Raw genomic sequence first — 15,756 nt, 5'->3', positions numbered from 1 at the left:
TGTGACGACGCCATGACCTCCGCCCGCCCGAAGATCGACTTCGACGCCAAGATCCCGAACAACGTCGACCTCGCGTCGGACCGCAAGCTCCAGCGTGCCCTCGAGCGCTGGCAGCCGAACTTCCTCGACTGGTGGGGCGACATGGGCCCCGCCGTCGACACCAAGGACGTCTACCTGCGCACGGCCGTCGACGTCGGCCGTGACGGCTGGGCGCACTTCGACCACGTCCCGATGAACGAGTACCGCTGGGGCGTCTTCCTCTCCGAGCACGACCCGGACCGCAAGATCGCGTTCGGCGAGCACAAGGGCGAGCCGGTCTGGCAGGAGGTGCCCGGCGAGTACCGCGCCGACCTGCAGCGCCTCATCGTCATCCAGGGCGACACCGAGCCCGCGTCGGTCGAGCAGCAGCGCTTCCTCGGCGCGACGGCGCCGTCGCTCTACGACATGCGCAACCTGTTCCAGGTCAACGTCGAGGAGGGCCGTCACCTCTGGGCGATGGTCTACCTGCTGCACGCCTACTTCGGGCGCGCGGGCCGCGAGGAGGCCGACCAGCTGCTGGCCCGCAACTCCGGCTCGGACGACTCGCCGCGCATCCTCGGGGCCTTCAACGAGGAGACCCCGGACTGGCTGTCGTTCTACATGTTCACGTACTTCACCGACCGGGACGGCAAGTACCAGCTCGGGACGCTGAAGGAGTCGGGCTTCGACCCGCTGAGCCGGACCTGCGAGTTCATGCTCAAGGAGGAGGCCCACCACATGTTCGTGGGCACCACCGGCATCGACCGCGTCGTCGCCCGCACCGCCGAGCTGATGAACGAGCACGACTCGGAGGAGGTCGCCGGCGCCGGCGGCATCCCGCTCGACATGATCCAGAAGTACATCAACTTCCACTACACGGTCTCGCTGGACCTCTTCGGCAACGAGTCGTCCACCAACGCCGCCAACTACTTCACCGCGGGCCTCAAGGGCCGCTGGCAGGAGGAGCGGCGCAAGGACGACCACGTGCTCACCGACGACGCGGGCGCCGTCGACGCCGTGCGCGACGGGAAGATCACGAGCACCGAGGTGCCGGCGCTGCTCGCGCTCAACCAGGACCTGCGCAGCGAGTACATGGGCGACTGCTCCAACGGCCTCAAGCGCTGGAACCGCATCCTCGAGAAGCACGGCATCGACGCGCGCCTCTACCTGCCGCACGTCGGCTTCAACCGCCAGGTCGGGGCGTTCGCGGGCCAACGCATCTCGCCCGAGGGCAAGATGATCCCCGAGGCGGAGTGGACGGCGAACGAGGGCGACTGGCTGCCCACGGACGTCGACAAGACCCACGTCCGCGGGCTCATGCACCCGGTCCTCGAGCCCGGGAAGATCGCGAGCTGGATCGCCCCGCCGTCCAACGGGATCAACGACAAGCCCGTCGACTTCGAGTACGTGCACTTCAACTGACAGCACGCACGTCTTCCGCCCGGCCGCGGTGCGCGCCACGATCGGGCCACTGACCACCACCACGAGGACGGGCAGCGCATGGCGGAGTCGTTCAATGCCGCGGACTACCTCGTCGGCCGCCGGCTGGCGGCGGGCGACGGCGACCGGGAGGCGGTGCGGGCCCCGTCCCGGTCGCTGACCTACGCGGAGCTCGACGCGGAGATCGGCCGGGTGGCGGCGGGCCTCGCGGCGCTGGGCGTGCAGCCCGAGCAGCGGGTCGTGCTGTGCATGGTCGACGAGGTCGAGCTGTTCACCGGCATCCTCGCGACGATGCGGCTCGGCGCGATCGCCGTGCCGGTGTCGACGATGCTGCGCGGGCCGGAGCTCGCGGTGCTGGTCGCGGACTCGCGCAGCCGCCTGCTGCTGTGCTCGGAGACGTTCGCCGACACCTCGCGCGCCGCGGTGCTCGGCGCGCGCGAGCGTGGGGGCGACGTCTCCGAGGTCGTCGTCACCGGCGACGACGCGTCGGGCTTCGGCACCGACGTCACCGCGCGGACGTGGGCGGAGATGCTCGCGGGCGGCGAGGCGCTCGGGGCGGCGCCGGTGTACGACACCTGGGACGAGTCGCAGGCCCTGTGGCTCTACACGTCGGGGACGACGGGCAAGCCCAAGGCGGCGATGCACCGTCACGTCGATATCCGCACGGTCTGCGAGACGTACGGCCAGCAGGTGCTCGGCATCCGGCCCGACGACCTGTGCCTGTCGGTCGCGAAGCTGTTCTTCGCCTACGGCATCGGCAACTCGATGTTCTTCCCGCTCTCGGTGGGTGCCGCGGCGGTGCTCGAGCCGTCGCGCCCGACGCCGGCGCTGCTCGCCGAGCTCGCGTCCCGGCACCGCGTGACCATGTTCTTCGGGACGCCGAGCTCGTACGGCCCGCTGCTCGCCGCCGCGGAGTCCGGGCAGGTCGACCCGGCGGCGTTCGCGACCGTGCGCCGCGGCGCGTCGGCCGGTGAGGCGCTGCCGGCGCGGATGGTCCACGGGATGCGCGACGTCTACGGCATCGAGGTGCTCGACGGCATCGGGTCCACCGAGGCACTGCACATCTACCTCTCCAACAAGCCCGGCGAGGTCGTACCCGGCACGTCGGGCGTCCCGGTGCCGGGCTACGACGTGGAGATCCGGGGCACGGACGGGCGCCCGGTGCCCGACGGCGAGACCGGCACGCTCTACGTGCGCGGCGACTCGATCTGCACCGGGTACTGGTGCCGCACGGCGACCAACCGCCTCGTGTTCGAGGGGGAGTGGCTGCGCACCGGCGACACGTACGTCCGCAACGCCGACGGCACCTACACCTGCCTGGGTCGCACCGACGACGTCCTCAAGGTCGGCGGCATCTGGGTGACGCCGGCCGAGGTCGAGGAGCGCCTCGTCGCGCACCCGTCGGTGGCCGAGGTCGTGGTGGTCGCGGTGCCCGACGCCGACGGGCTCGACGTGCCCGTCGCCTGCGTCGTGCCGCGCGAGGGCCACACGGTCGACCCGGAGTCGCTCGTGGCCTGGTGCCGCGAGGGCCTGGCGTCGTTCAAGCGGCCGCGGCACGTGATCGCGATCGAGGAGGTCCCGCGCACGGCGACGGGCAAGGTGCAGCGCTTCCGGCTGCGCGAGGTCGCCGCGCAGGTGGTCGCGGCGGGGTCCCCGACGCTCGAGGCGGCACTCTGATGGCCGGCGAGCGCAGCGAGCAGACCGACCCGCTGGCCACCGCCGACCAGCCGCCCAGGCACGGCGAGCCGCCCTACACGCCCGAGGTCGAGCCGGGCGGCGACGTCCCCGGCGCCGTGCTGGGCTCCGACCACGAGGAACCGATCGACGGCACGGAGCCCGAGCCGTCGGAGTGACCGCCATGTGAGCACTTTCCGGCCCTATAGCGCCGGAAAGTGCTCACGGAGGTCAGCCGGCCAGCCGCTTCGCCGGGTCGGGCGGGGCGGCGTCGAGGTCGACGAGGGCGTCGGACCACTCGCCGAGCTGTTTCGTGACGGCGGGCAGGTCGTCGCCGATCGCGTCGACGACCGACTGCTGCATCGCGTCCGTCCGCCCCTCGAGGTCGGCGCGGTGCCGCAGACCGGCGTCGCTGAGCGCGTCGCCGTCGAGCAGGCCCCGTACGCGCAGGCCCCCGACCGCCGCGTCGATCTGCTCCGGACTCCAGCCGCGCGACGGCGTGTAGGCGCCGAGGGGGTAGCCGCACCACAGCTCGGTGAGCACGTTCATCTGCACCGGGTCGAGCCCGTCCACCGCGCACACCGCGAGGTGCGAGTCACCGCGGTGCTCGCGCAGCACGTGACAGGCGTGGACGAGGCCGGCAAGCGGGTCGGACGGCCACGGCTCGGCGGTCAGGCCCGTGAACAGGAGGCGGGCGGTGCGGTCGGCCGCGTCGATGCCCCGGCGCAGGGCGCGGACCACGCCCGCCGCCTCCGCGTCGACGTCCCCGAGCAGCCGGCGCAGCGTCGCGCCGGGCGCGTCGATGCGGACCCGCACGACGTCCGCGAGCGACGCCGCCGCCACGCCGGCCTCGTACTGCGGGCCGATGAGGCCGGGCGCGAACACCCCGAGCGCCTCGACGGCGACCGCGGTCGGCGGGGTCCCGAGCGGCGCGGTGCGTTCCCGGACGTAGGCGGCGAAGTAGTCGTCGAGGCCGACGGCGGCGTAGCCCTCGGCCGCCTCGGGCGACCAGATCGACAGGCACGCGACCGCCTCGATCGCGTCCCGCAGGGCGCGGGCCGGCGACGGGTCGCGCCGCGCGGGCGGGTCGGCGGGACGGGGCCGGTCGGGCGGCGCGAAGAACAGGCCGCGCATGGTCCAGTAGTCCACGGGGATCCCCTCAGAGGTCGGCGGGTGCCGGGTCGTCGAGCGCGTGCCAGACGAGGGCGGCGGAGGCGGGGTCGGGCGCGCTCAGGGCGCCGTGGGCGCGGGCCACCTGGGCGACCAGCCGTTCCGGCTCGCACCCGTGCACCGCGGCCTCGCGCTCGAGGACGTCGACGATCGGGTCGCGGACGCCGGTCGCCCGCCAGCGGCACAGCGAGCGCCCGAGCGTGCGGGCCGCCCAGCCGAGGAGGTCGAGGGCCTGCCAGTCCGGGTCCCGCCGTGCGGCGGCCCAGGCGTCCAGCGCCATGCCGCGGGTCAGCGGGACCGGCAGCAGGACCTCGGTGTCGACCTCCTCCGCCCGCAGGGCGAGCAGCAGGCCCGACACCTGGCCCCGCACGGTCGTCCACTCACGGTCCGTGCCGAGCCGGAAGCGTTCGGCATCCGGTACCTCGGTGTCCTCCATCTGCCGACCCCCCAGCTCTTGTCCGGTACGTCCCGTGCGCACGACGCTAGGGACGGCCGGGTGCCGGGGGCCTCCGGACGCGACCCCGAGGAACACCCCGAGAAACGGACACCATGGGCCGGCTCCTGGAACGCGACCGCGAGCGGGCCCTGCTGTGCCGTCTGGTCGACGGGACGCTGGGCGGGCGGGGTGCGCTGTTGGTCGTCGAGGGCGACGCCGGGATCGGCAAGACCGGGCTCGTGCGCGAGGCCGAGGCCCTGGCCGGCGCGCACGGCGTCCGGGTGCTCGCCGCGCGCGGCGCGGAGCTGGAGGGCGAGCTCGCGTTCGGGGTGGTGCGCAGCCTGCTCGAGCGGGTCGCGGCCGACCGCTCCTGGCCGGGCGCGGCCGCCCTCGCCGGGCCCGTGCTCAGCGGGGCCGAGGCGGACCAGGACCTCTTCGCGACCCTGCACGGGCTCTACTGGCTGGTCGCCGAGGTCAGCGACCTCGCCCCGCTGCTCCTCGTCGTCGACGACGCGCACTGGTGCGACCCGCCGTCGCTGCGCTTCCTCGCCTACCTGGCGCACCGGCTCGGGGACATGCCGGTGTCGCTGCTGGTGGCGACGCGTCCGGACACCGACCCGGCCCGGTCCGCGCTCCTGGCGGCGCTGGCCGCGGAGTCGACGACCGGTGCCCTGCGGCCCGAGCCCCTGGGCGCGGACGCCGTGCGGGCGCTCGTGGTCGACGCGCTGGGGGAGCCCGACCGGGGCTTCGTGACGCAGCTGTGCGCGGTGTCCGGCGGCAACCCGTTCCTGGTGTGCGAGCTGCTCGCCGAGCTGGGCCTGCGCGGGGTCGCGCCGCGGGCCGACGCCGTGCCGCGGATCGCCGCCACCGTCCCCCGGGAGGTCGAGCGCGCGGTCGGCCTGCGTCTCGCCCGCCTCGGCGACGACGCGACCGGGCTGGCGCGGGCCGCGGCGGTGCTCGGCGACGGGGTGGAGCTGCGCCGGGCGGCGGCGGTGGCGGGCCTCGGGGCGGACGAGGTCGTCGCGGCCGCCGACGCGCTCGTGCGCGGCCGGCTCGTGGAGCACGCGTCGCGCGTGACGTTCCGCCACCCGCTGGTCCGCTCCGCGGTCACCGCGACCCTGGGACCGGCCGAGCTCGCGGCCCTGCACCGGCGGGCCGCGGTGGTCCTCGCCGACGACGGGGAGCGCGGCGACGTGCTCGTCCCGCACCTGCTCGCCGACCGGCCGCGCGGCGACGCCGACGTCGTCCGGGCCCTGCGCGACGCCGCCGCCCGCGCGACGGGCCGCGGCGCCCCGGACGTGGCCGTGCGCTACCTGCGGCGCGCGCTCGCGGAGCCGCCGGCACCGTCGGAGCGTTCGGCCGTCCTGTTCGACCTCGGCGTGGCGGCCATGTGGGCGGGCGACCCGGAGGCGCTCGACGTGCTCACGAGAGCGGCCGAGGAGGCCGACGACGTCACCGACCGGGCACGGGCGCGGCTGTTCCGAGCCCGGCTCCTCTTCGAGTACGGCCGCATCCTCGACGCGGTCGCCGCGTGTGAGCAGGGGATCGCGGAGCTCGGGGACACGACGCCCGACCTGGCCCGCGAGCTGGAGGCCCAGCTCCTCACGGCGGCGATCCAGGACCACCGGACGCGCGCGATCGCCCGACGGCGGCAGGCGGCACGCGCGGAGGACCCCGCTCCGATCGGCCCGACCGAGTGCATGCTGACGGCGAGCATCGCGACCGAGGAGATGCTGCTGACGCGCTCCCGGGAGCGTGCCCTGGCCCTCGCCGAGGACTCGCTCGCCGGTGGGTACCTGGTCGACGACCGCACGCTGGTCACGTTGCCGAGCGCGCTGCTCACCCTGGCCATCTGCGGTCAGCCGGAGCGGGCGCGGCGGATCTGGGACACTGTCGTCGACCGACGCCGCGCTCGCGGCAACCGCTTCGGTGTCGCCGGCGCCGCGTCCTTCCGTGGCCACGCGGCCCATCTCGCCGGGGACGTCGCCCGCGCCGTCGCCGACCTCTCACTCGGTCTGGACCTCGCCGCCGAGCTCGACAACCTCATGATGCGGGCGTACGCCAGCGCCTGGCTCGTGGAGGCGCTGGTCGACGCCGGGGACCTGGACGGGGCGGCCGCGACGTCCGCCCGCGCGGACGGCCTCGTCGACCAGCCGCTCTACGCGGCGAACTACCTGCTCGCCGCCCGCGGCCGCATGAACCTCGCCCGGGGACACGCCGACGAGGCCGTCGCCGACCTCCGCGCGGTCGGCGCGCGGCTCGACGCCTGGGGCGCGCGCGATCCCGCCCCGTGCGCGTGGCGCGCCTCGCTGACCCTCGCGCTCCTGGCCCGCGGCGACGAGGAGGCCGCGCGGGAGGAGGGCGCGGCCGCGGTCGAGGCGGCCCGGCGGTGGGGCGAGCCGGCGGCGCTGGCCGAGGCGTTGCGTGTCGCGGGACTGGCGACGCCGTCGCTCACGCTGCTCGAGGAGGCGGTGGCGGCGGCCGACGGCGCCCCGCTCGCCCGGGCCCGGGCACTCGTCGACCTGGGGGCGGCGCACCGCCGGCACGGCGACCGCGTCGCGGCCCGTGAGCCCCTGCGCGAGGGCCTCGACCTGGCCCTCGACCGGGGCGCCGAAGGACTGGCCCGGCGGGCGCGGGACGAGCTCGTGGCCACCGGGGCCCGGCCGCGGCGGCTGCGCCGGTCGGGGACCGAGGCGCTGACCCCGACGGAGCGTCGCGTGGCCGACCTCGCCGCGCAGGGGTCGACGAGCCGCGCGGTCGCCCAGGCGCTGTTCGTCTCCGAGAAGACGGTGGAGACGCACCTCGGGAGCGTCTACCGCAAGCTCGGCATCACGGCGCGCTCGCAGCTGGCCGACGCGCTCAGGCCGCCGTCGCCAGCTGCGGGTACCAGGCGCTGATCTCGAGGTCGAGGTCCGCCAGGTCGGGGTGGGCGAAGAGCGCGGCCTCGTTCGGGCTCAGTCGCTGCGGGCGGCGCCCACCGGTGGGGCAGCCGTCCTCGTGGCGCATGGGGTAGAGCTTCCACACGCGCACGGACTCGCAGTACCAGCACTCGCCAGTGATCATCGGGACTCCGGGGCACGTCGGCACACAGGGGAGCGGTCCCCGCCCGCCGGCGTCGAGCGCGAGGCCGCTCCCAGTGTGGTGCCCGGACGTGCCCGCGCGATCCCGTTCCGTGACCGCCCCCACCGTGTGACGTGCCCCGACCATGTGAGCGGTTTCCGTCCCTATAGGGGCAGAAACCGCTCACATGGAGGTCAGCGCTCCAGGTCCGCCAGCGCGGTCTCGGCCTGGAGGTTGATCATCTCGGGGCCGGTGACCTCGTCCGGGTCGGCGTCGGCGCCCATGTCGCCCGCGCGGTAGCGGGTCCACACGCCGGCGTGGATGCACGCCGCGCGCCACCGGGCGAACGCCAGGTAGTAGGCGATGTCGACGTCGCCGAGGTCGCGCGCCTTCGTGTAGCGCGCGACGAGCTCGTCGCGGGTCGGGTAGCCGCCCGCCGGCGTGGGGCTGGACAGCGCCTCGGGCACCGTGTCGCCGGGCTGGCTCCACGACACGAGCAGGTGTCCGAGGTCGCAGAGCGGGTCGCCGATGGTGGCGAGCTCCCAGTCGAAGACGGCCACCGCCTGCCCGTCGGCGTCGTAGGAGATGTTCCCGGGGCGGAAGTCGCCGTGCACGATCCCGACCTCGCCCTCGGGGATCCGCGCGGCGAGCGCGTCGTGGGTGGCGTCGATGGCAGACAGGTCCTCCATCGCCGACGAGTGCGCCTGCCGGTGCCAGCGCTTGAGCTGGCGGGCGACGAAGTTGCCGGGCCGGGCCAGGTCGTCGAGCCCGACCGCCGCCGGCTCGACGTGGTGCAGCGCGGCGAGCACGTCGATCGTCGAGGTGCCGACGTTCCGGCGGGCGGCGTCGGGCACCTTCTCGCCGGACTCCCGGTCGTTGAGCACCTTGCCGGGCGCGAAGTCCATGACGTAGAGGTCGGCGCCCCAGATGTCGTGGTCGTCGCAGAAGGCGCGCGGCGTCGGGACCGGCACCTCGGTGGCGTTCAGCGCCGAGAGGAACCGCCACTCGCGGCCCATGTCGTGGGCGGTCTCGAGGACGCCGCCCAGCGGCGGGCGGCGCAGGGCCCACGCGTGCCCGCCCTCGTCGGTGACGCGGAAGGTGAGGTTGGAGCGCCCGCCCGCGATGCGGTCGAAGTCCAGCGCGCCCTCGACCTCCTCCACGTGCGCCCGGAACCAGGTGACGACGGCCTCGGGGATCTGCTCGTCGCTCATCGCGCACCGCCCGGGAGCAGGACGATCTTGCCGACCTGGGTGTTGGACTCGAGGTGCCGGTGGGCGTCGACCACCTGGTCGAGGCCGTCGAACACCCGGTCCACCTGCGGGGTGAAGGCGCCGTCCCGCAGACCCGCGCCCACGAAGGCGCCCGCGCGGCGCAGCCGCTGCTCGTCGTGTGTCATCGCGAACAACGTATAGGCCCGCATCCACAGATCGGGCAGCGTCTCGGCCGGGAACGGCGTCGGCTGCCCCGAGAGCAGCCCGTGGATCGTCAGCACGCCGCCCTTCGCGGTGGCGCGCGCGAGGTCGGCGACGCCGGGACCGGCGACGGCGTCGAAGACGTGCTCGCAGCCGCGTCCGTCGGTGATCTCCAGCACGCGCTCGACGAGGTCCTCCTCGCCGGTCGCGACGACGTGCGCGGCGCCCGCCTCCTCCAGCGCGGCGGCCTTGCTGCTCGACCGGCTGGTGGCGATCGGGATCGCCCCGACGCGCCGGGCGACGGCGAGCGAGGCCAGCCCGACGCTCGAGGTGGCCGCGGTGACGAGGACGTGGTCGCCGGCCTTCAGGCCGCCGGTCTCGACGAGCCCGCCGTAGCCCACGAGGAACGGCATCCACACCGCGGCGCCGTCGACCCAGCTCGTCGCGTCCGGCAGCGGGACGAGCGCCCGCGCCGGGACGACGGCGCGGTCGGCGTAGACGCCGTAGTCGTTCATCGAGAACGCGGGGACGACGCTGACGCGCTCGCCCACCGACCAGCGCGTCACGCCCTCGCCGAGCAGGGCCACCGTGCCGGAGCACTCGTAGCCCAGCCGCGCGGGCAGGTGCGTCGTCTCGATGTAGGTGCCGCGCCGGAACATCGACTCCGCGCGGTTGAGCCCGATCGCGGCGACGTCCACCACGACCTCGCCGGGCCCGGGCTGCGGGTCGGGGTCCTCCTCGATCCGCAGCACGTCGGGCTCGCCGAGCTCGGAGAACCGCACCGTCCTCGTCATGGGCGCAGAGCCTGCCCTCTCGACGATCACCGCGCGAGGGGTGTCGCCGCGGGGACGGCGGGTCTACCGTGGCCCGTGACCGGATTTCGATTCCGGTCACGGGTCAGGAGGAGGACGTCGTGGGTCGGGTGGCGCAGATGCTGGACGCGGCGGGGGACCTCCTGCTCGCCCACGGGTACCGCCGCGTCACCGTCGACGACGTCGCGCGCCGTGCCGGCGTCGGCAAGGGCACCGTGTACCTGCACTTCGCGAGCAAGCTCGAGCTCTTCGCCGGGGTGCTGGTCCGCGAGTCCGTCGGCATCACCGAGGAGCTGCTCGCCGCGCTGCGGGCCGACCCGGCGCAGGCCGCGCTCGACGCGACGATGCGCACGTCGTACCTCGCGGTGCAGCGCCGGCCGCTGACCCGGGCGCTGTTCGCCGGCGACGTCGAGCAGCTCGGGGCGATCGCCACCGACACCAAGACCGGGCTCGAGATCGTCACCGACAAGACCGAGTTCGCCCGCGAGCACTTCGCGCTGCTCCACCGGCACGGCCTGCTCGCCGACGACCCCGCGACGACGCCCGACCTGCGCTACCGCCTCGGTGCCGCGTGCATCGGCTTCTTCCTCGACCACCTCGTCCCGGCCGCCGCCGGGATGGACGCGACGGCCCGGGCGGACGCCCTCGCCGCCGTCGTCCGGGCGGGCTTCACCCCGCCCGGCGAGCCCGACCCGGCCGCCCTCGCGGCCGTCGCCACCGGGCTCGCCGCGCTCTACGAGCGCACCGTCGACCACCTCACCGCGGCCCTCCCGGAGGAGCCATGACCACCGCCCTCGATCGCGATCTCCCTCCCGACGTCGCCGACCTGCCCGCCCTCCTCGACTGGCTCGCCCTCCTGCGCGCCGACGCGCCCGTCTGGCGCGACCGCTACGGCATGCACCACGTCACCCGCGCCGCCGACGTCGAGCTCGTCCTGCGCGACACCGCGACGTTCAGCTCGGACTTCTCGGCGGTGATGCCGGAGGCCCGGCAGATGAGCAAGGGCATGCTCACGCGCCTCGACCCGCCGGAGCACGGCGCGCTGCGTCACCTCGTGAGCAGGTCCTTCACCCCGAAGCGGGTCGCCGGGCTCGAGCCGCGGATCCGGGAGCTGACCCGGTCGATGCTGCCCCCGGCCCCCGCGTCCTTCGACCTCGTCGACGCCCTGGCGTTCCCGCTGCCGGTCACCGTCATCGCCGAGATGCTCGGGCTGCCCGCCGCCGACCGCGGGCGCTTCCGACAGTGGGCCGACGGGCTCTTCTCGATGCAGGTCGACGACCCGAAGGAGGCGATGAACGACCCCACGATCCGCGACGCGATGGGGGAGATCACCGGCTATCTCGGCGACTGGTGCCGCACGCGGCGGGCCGCGCCGACCGACGACCTCATCTCCGCGCTGGTCACCACCGAGGTCGACGGTCGGGTCCTCGACGACGAGGAGGCCGCCAACTTCTCGATGCTGCTGCTGTTCGCCGGGCACATCACGACGACGCTGCTGCTGGGCAACGCCGTGCGCGTGCTCGACGCGCACCCGGGGGCGTGGGAGACGCTGCGGGCCGACCCGTCGGCGATCCCGGGGACGATCGAGGAGGTCCTGCGGCTGCGCCCGCCGTTCCCGCTGACCGCCCGGGCCACGACGCGCGACGTCGACATCGCGGGCACCACGGTGCCGGCGCGCTCGGTGGTCATGACCTGGCTGCTCTCGGCCACCCACGACCCCGACGCACACCCGGAGCCCGAGCGCTTCGACCCCACGCGCACCGGCATCGGCGGCGGTGCCCAGACGGCGTTCGGCCACGGGATCCACTTCTGCCTCGGCGCGCCGCTGGCCCGCCTCGAGGCGCGCGTGGCGCTCGAGGAGATGACCGCTCGCTACGCTGGGCTGACCGTGGGCGAGGGGGAGCAGCGGCCGTACACGGGTCGTGTGCTCGGCACGCGCCGCCTGCCGGTGGTCGCGACCTGAACGGGTGACCGCCGACCCCAGTGACCGAGCGTCGATTACCCATCACGATCAGTCACTATGTGGGGCGTGTCCCGCGTCGTGCTCGCCCGCTTCGTCCTCGGTGCCGCCGTCGCCGTCTGCGCGGCCGGCGCCGTGCTGACGATCGCGACCGGGCACGTCCCCACCGAGGCCCCGGCGCCCGCGCCCGACCCGGCCGCCGCCCTCGCCGGGCTGGACGCGCCCCCCGAGGGGGAGCGGGTCGTCGTGGAGCGCGTGGTCGACGCGGTCACCTTCGACGCCCGCCTGCCCGACGGCGGCCCGATCGTGCGGGTGCGCGCGCTGGGCGTGCAGCCGCCCGGCGCCTGCTACGGCGAGCAGGCGACGTCGTTCGCCTCGCGGGTGCTCGACCGCCGCGCCGTCCGGCTCGTCGGCGGGACCGGCCCGGCGACCGACCGCTTCGACCGCCGCCTCGCCGCGGTCACCCTCGACGGCGGCGGCGACTACGGCGTCCTCGCGGCCGAGGCCGGCATCGCCCGCGCCTACCCCGCCGACGCGGCCCCGGCTGCCATGCCCCCGATCCGCGCCGCCCAGGTCCGCGCCCGCCTCGCGGAACGCGGCGTCTGGGGCGCGCCGTGCCGCGGCGCCGCCACCCAGAACACGCCCGAAACCCGCCCTCGCGAAACTGCTCGTTTGCCAGGCCGAACTGCCGCCGGAGGGTCGTGAGGTGGCCCGGTGATGTCGCATAGCTTGGTGAAGCTAGACCCACATCCGACAGGACAAGATCATTCCATCTGAGACCCGCGCCGGATAGGTTCGGCGAAGCTAAACGCAGATTCTAGAGTTTGACCTAAGATTCGCGCGAACGGATATACGAAGTCGACAACGGTTGAGGCGACCAAGGCCGTCGCAATGCACTGTAGGGCGCGGCCGAGAAGCTCGTCCGTCCTACTCGTGCCAACGAGGTGGTGGGGGCGACTCGGAGTGGCTGACCGGTCACACAAGGGTACTTAGACAGTACGCCTGCTCCTGGCTTGACGCGTTATGTCCGACTTGCATGCACTCTTGGCTCTGTCGCGGGTAGGCGGAGGTTGATACCTTCAGCCCAGCAGGCAGGGCATGTCTGCGCGACCGCACGGTCCGGGGGGACAAGTGGCTTCAGAAATTGAGCTCCGGTTAGAAGACGGTGGAGATAGCGATGAACGAGTATTCGTAGTCGCCGTCGAGGGCGATCGCATTATCCAGGCGGTCTCGCCGCAATTGGAGGGGGAGATCGTTCGGGTTCCCGTCCCCGACAGTTGGAGTGCCGACTCTAAGTTGATTGCGGGGAACTCGCATCGAATCGGATGTGCGTTCGAGCTTGGACAGAGCCCAACCAGCGCGAGTATCCGACTCGAGCCTTTGGCGAACTATACCAACTATAGCGACATAAGGATTCTTAACCGGGCTGTTGACGTTCTTCGCGAACGCCCGCGTGCGCACACTTATCCGGGTCGGCAATCAACAGAGGACGTTCCTACTGCAGAGGGACACGTCGCGGGACGTCCCGGCGACAAAATCCCAGTCAACGAAGTTGGGTATCGTCACACTGCGCGCTATCTGACACTAGACGCGGCTGGCGCGACGGGCCTATCTCCAATCGATTGGGGCAAGGGCCGCCTTATCGAGTTCGAAATTACATTCGAGCCGATCGGTTGGGCGTTGGACGATTGGATCGATACCCTTGCCCTCTCTCCCGGAGAGGAAACTGCAACAAGCGAGTCCCTCTTCTCCTCTTCGGCTGATCAGACGGCTGAAGACCGCAACACATTGTTGGACGAGCGTTCGCAAGTCAGGAGCGATGGCGCGACGACTGACGAAGTGATGAGCCTCATGTCGAACACGATCGGCACGAGTCGGGGAGTGCAAATCGGCTTGAAGCCTGCAGCCCGTAGCGGCCCGACAATCGCGCTTGATCCGGTGTCGAGCCTGGTTCAGGCTGTCACTGGGGCTGTTCAACTTGGCTTCTCTAGCGCCGAAGCAACGGCTGATTCTCAAACTTCGGGCAGTCTACGCACCGCCCTACAGTCAAGTCTGCGGCAAGCCACCGGCCAGCTGAGGTCATCTCAGGCAAGTCGCTCCGCTAAAACTGTTACAGGCCTTTCAGATACTCGTCGACTTCGAATATTCCGGAACCCGTCGACGGGAAGAGCACTCAACCTCGCCGTATTCTCTGTCTCAAGGCAGTGGTTGGTTACAACAGCCGTGGCGCGCGAGCGAACGGTCGTTCTGGCTCCAATCCGCGATCGCGATCGACCCTTCTCTGAGCTGGACGTTTTCGTTCACCGCGACACGCTTTCGGGCATCCTTCTTGATCCGTTACTGTCAGATGATCTCGAGTCGGTGGCGAGCTCTTTTGGGCACACACCACCTTCGGAGCCGCCGTTGGACGTGGTGGCAAAGTATCTGTCAGGGACAATCTACTTCGGGGCAGAAGCAAGCGGATTGGGGTCAACCGTTAGACTCCGACCAGTGTTCGAGGACGGGCCTAGCGGCGATCCCGCACTACTGCGAGTCTTCGAACAAACAGACAGTGGCACAAGTCGCTGGTTCCAAATTGAAGTAGATCGGCCACTTCGCCAGTTCCGCGGAGTTGAGCTAGTTTACGACAATCCCGGAATCGCTGTTGCGGGGCCGGCAAAGGTATCGCGCCTTCGCGTCGAAGTCGTCGCTGCTTCTGACGAACGGTTCCTTCTAATGGACATCGTAGATCTCGAACTTCCTAGAAATGAAGAACGCTTTATTGGCAACAACTTCAGGGTTCCGCTAACTACATCGATTCGGCGCTCGTTTGACTCGGCAGTAGTTCGAATTTTGACGCATCTAAACCACAACCGACACTTCTATCGTCTTGCCCTAGATTTACAGCAGGACGCTGTAAGTCGGTATATTGACGTGCACGCAAGAGTGCCCGGATGGGTCGAGCGCCCCAGCGACATGAATCCTGTAGGCGTCGCGGGCGCCCATCTTGCCTTCTTTACTGCCGACGACGGGATAACGCCGGCCGCCGATTACGACCGTGCCTTCATCTCGACTCCATCTGGTTCCACATTCGTTGAGCTCATGCAAGGTCAAGTGGGCCTTCCGGTCGACAATCAAGCGGCTTCTTCGCTGCCTGCGAAAGATGGTTCACTTGGGTGGCCTGAGCCCTACCTCCCAGCCGCACCTGCGGCTCTTGCGTCGAGTATCGGGAGCCTGAACGGTGCCTCGCACGAGACGGGCGGACAGCCGACCGCAGTGAGTAGCAAGCTGTCCGAGAAGGTCGATTCTCTCGCCTTGGCCAGCAAGATCGCCGAGGTTCTAGCTCAGGCGTTGGCGAGCGCCGGGGACGCGGCCGGAAAGAAAGAAGAAGAGTCTGCTGGGGCTGTCGAGAATGAGGAATCGGGCGAGGGTCCGGATGGAGCGGATGCAGAGGAAGGTGCGGAGGGGCGCAAGGAGAACGAGTAGGGGTTGACCGGTCCGGTCATGGAGGAGAATTAGCCCTTGGTGGAATGCGCTCGGACCTTGGAGGTGTCTTTTCGTGCGTACGCATTATTCGCGCGAGACTTACGGCTCGCCACTTGATTAGAGGCGACGCCGGTGGTGCCTCCCGGGAGCTAGACTGACCCAACCCGGCCAGCTTTACCGGTGGCTGTGATCTCCTTGGGTTTAGGGCTCTAGGTGTCGTGACCCGAGACGTTGTGTGCGGCGGCGTGTCGGGTTGATCGAGGAGGGCCTCCGGGGCGGGGTGGGTGTGTCTGAAGCATCCGCCCGCAC

At 71.8% G+C, this 15,756-nt stretch carries 13 protein-coding genes; 8 read left to right on the top strand and 5 right to left on the bottom strand.

Annotation, left to right across the window (positions count from 1 at the left end):
- Positions 1-12: 12 nt before the first annotated feature.
- From boxB to EV188_RS31810, 3 genes are all read left to right on the top strand, one after another.
- On the top strand, positions 13-1,440 hold the full coding sequence (boxB, locus tag EV188_RS20190) for a benzoyl-CoA 2,3-epoxidase subunit BoxB (protein ID WP_133828121.1): 1,428 nt from the start codon (positions 13-15) through the stop codon (positions 1,438-1,440).
- A gap of 78 nt (positions 1,441-1,518) precedes the next feature.
- Positions 1,519-3,135, top strand: coding sequence for a benzoate-CoA ligase family protein (locus tag EV188_RS20185; protein WP_133828120.1), 1,617 nt, complete (start codon positions 1,519-1,521; stop codon positions 3,133-3,135).
- Positions 3,135-3,311 carry a hypothetical protein gene (locus EV188_RS31810; protein ID WP_166659989.1) on the top strand — a complete coding sequence of 59 codons (177 nt, stop codon included), beginning with the start codon at positions 3,135-3,137 and terminating at the stop codon, positions 3,309-3,311. The genes EV188_RS20185 and EV188_RS31810 overlap by 1 nt, the downstream gene beginning before the upstream one ends.
- Positions 3,312-3,363: 52 nt before the next feature.
- On the opposite strand, the gene EV188_RS20180 is transcribed toward EV188_RS31810, so the two are convergent.
- On the bottom strand, positions 3,364-4,281 hold the full coding sequence (locus tag EV188_RS20180; protein WP_133828119.1) for an SCO6745 family protein: 918 nt from the start codon (positions 4,279-4,281) through the stop codon (positions 3,364-3,366).
- Between the two features lie 10 nt (positions 4,282-4,291).
- Entirely contained in the window at positions 4,292-4,738 is a 447-nt protein-coding gene (locus EV188_RS20175) for a hypothetical protein (RefSeq protein WP_133828118.1), read from the bottom strand.
- A gap of 113 nt (positions 4,739-4,851) precedes the next feature.
- Here EV188_RS20175 and EV188_RS20170 point away from each other — a divergent pair, with 113 nt between their 5' ends.
- Positions 4,852-7,635 carry a helix-turn-helix transcriptional regulator gene (locus tag EV188_RS20170; RefSeq protein WP_133828117.1) on the top strand — a complete coding sequence of 928 codons (2,784 nt, stop codon included), beginning with the start codon at positions 4,852-4,854 and terminating at the stop codon, positions 7,633-7,635.
- On the opposite strand, the gene EV188_RS20165 is transcribed toward EV188_RS20170, so the two are convergent.
- The 3 genes from EV188_RS20165 to EV188_RS20155 all read right to left on the bottom strand — a co-directional run bounded on the left by EV188_RS20165 (position 7,598) and on the right by EV188_RS20155 (position 10,004).
- Positions 7,598-7,801 (bottom strand): hypothetical protein, encoded by a 204-nt coding sequence (locus EV188_RS20165; RefSeq protein ID WP_133828116.1) that lies wholly within the window; start codon positions 7,799-7,801, stop codon positions 7,598-7,600. The two genes, EV188_RS20170 and EV188_RS20165, sit on opposite strands and share 38 nt — an antisense overlap.
- A gap of 191 nt (positions 7,802-7,992) precedes the next feature.
- Positions 7,993-9,009 (bottom strand): phosphotransferase family protein, encoded by a 1,017-nt coding sequence (locus EV188_RS20160; RefSeq protein WP_133828115.1) that lies wholly within the window; start codon positions 9,007-9,009, stop codon positions 7,993-7,995.
- Positions 9,006-10,004 carry a zinc-dependent alcohol dehydrogenase family protein gene (locus tag EV188_RS20155; RefSeq protein ID WP_133828114.1) on the bottom strand — a complete coding sequence of 333 codons (999 nt, stop codon included), beginning with the start codon at positions 10,002-10,004 and terminating at the stop codon, positions 9,006-9,008. The genes EV188_RS20160 and EV188_RS20155 overlap by 4 nt, the downstream gene beginning before the upstream one ends.
- A gap of 119 nt (positions 10,005-10,123) precedes the next feature.
- Between EV188_RS20155 and EV188_RS20150 the strand changes: the two genes are divergently transcribed.
- The 4 genes from EV188_RS20150 to EV188_RS20135 all read left to right on the top strand — a co-directional run bounded on the left by EV188_RS20150 (position 10,124) and on the right by EV188_RS20135 (position 15,447).
- On the top strand, positions 10,124-10,807 hold the full coding sequence (locus tag EV188_RS20150) for a TetR/AcrR family transcriptional regulator (RefSeq protein ID WP_133828113.1): 684 nt from the start codon (positions 10,124-10,126) through the stop codon (positions 10,805-10,807).
- Positions 10,804-11,985 (top strand): cytochrome P450, encoded by a 1,182-nt coding sequence (locus EV188_RS20145; RefSeq protein ID WP_133828112.1) that lies wholly within the window; start codon positions 10,804-10,806, stop codon positions 11,983-11,985. Before EV188_RS20150 ends, EV188_RS20145 begins: the two co-directional genes overlap by 4 nt.
- A gap of 66 nt (positions 11,986-12,051) precedes the next feature.
- Positions 12,052-12,687, top strand: a complete 636-nt coding sequence (locus EV188_RS20140; RefSeq protein ID WP_166659988.1) for a thermonuclease family protein — start codon at positions 12,052-12,054, stop codon at positions 12,685-12,687.
- A 1,785-nt stretch (positions 12,688-14,472) separates the two neighbouring features.
- The gene (locus EV188_RS20135; protein ID WP_133828110.1) at positions 14,473-15,447 is read left to right on the top strand and encodes a hypothetical protein; all 975 of its coding nucleotides are present in this window, start codon (positions 14,473-14,475) and stop codon (positions 15,445-15,447) included.
- Positions 15,448-15,756: the final 309 nt, after the last annotated feature.

It is taken from the genome of Actinomycetospora succinea (assembly GCF_004363095.1).
Classification (GTDB): domain Bacteria; phylum Actinomycetota; class Actinomycetes; order Mycobacteriales; family Pseudonocardiaceae; genus Actinomycetospora; species Actinomycetospora succinea.
Note: the sequence above shows the minus strand (reverse complement) of the source record. Positions and strands in the feature narration are given on the sequence as shown.

Coding starts and splice junctions, on each gene's coding strand:
- EV188_RS20165 (WP_133828116.1), bottom strand. CDS start 7,801: ATGATCACTGGCGAGTGCTGGTACTGCGAGTCCGTGCGCGTGTGGAAG.
- EV188_RS20175 (WP_133828118.1), bottom strand. CDS start 4,738: ATGGAGGACACCGAGGTACCGGATGCCGAACGCTTCCGGCTCGGCACG.
- EV188_RS31810 (WP_166659989.1), top strand. CDS start 3,135: ATGGCCGGCGAGCGCAGCGAGCAGACCGACCCGCTGGCCACCGCCGAC.
- EV188_RS20185 (WP_133828120.1), top strand. CDS start 1,519: ATGGCGGAGTCGTTCAATGCCGCGGACTACCTCGTCGGCCGCCGGCTG.
- EV188_RS20155 (WP_133828114.1), bottom strand. CDS start 10,004: ATGACGAGGACGGTGCGGTTCTCCGAGCTCGGCGAGCCCGACGTGCTG.
- EV188_RS20160 (WP_133828115.1), bottom strand. CDS start 9,009: ATGAGCGACGAGCAGATCCCCGAGGCCGTCGTCACCTGGTTCCGGGCG.
- boxB (WP_133828121.1), top strand. CDS start 13: ATGACCTCCGCCCGCCCGAAGATCGACTTCGACGCCAAGATCCCGAAC.
- EV188_RS20170 (WP_133828117.1), top strand. CDS start 4,852: ATGGGCCGGCTCCTGGAACGCGACCGCGAGCGGGCCCTGCTGTGCCGT.
- EV188_RS20145 (WP_133828112.1), top strand. CDS start 10,804: ATGACCACCGCCCTCGATCGCGATCTCCCTCCCGACGTCGCCGACCTG.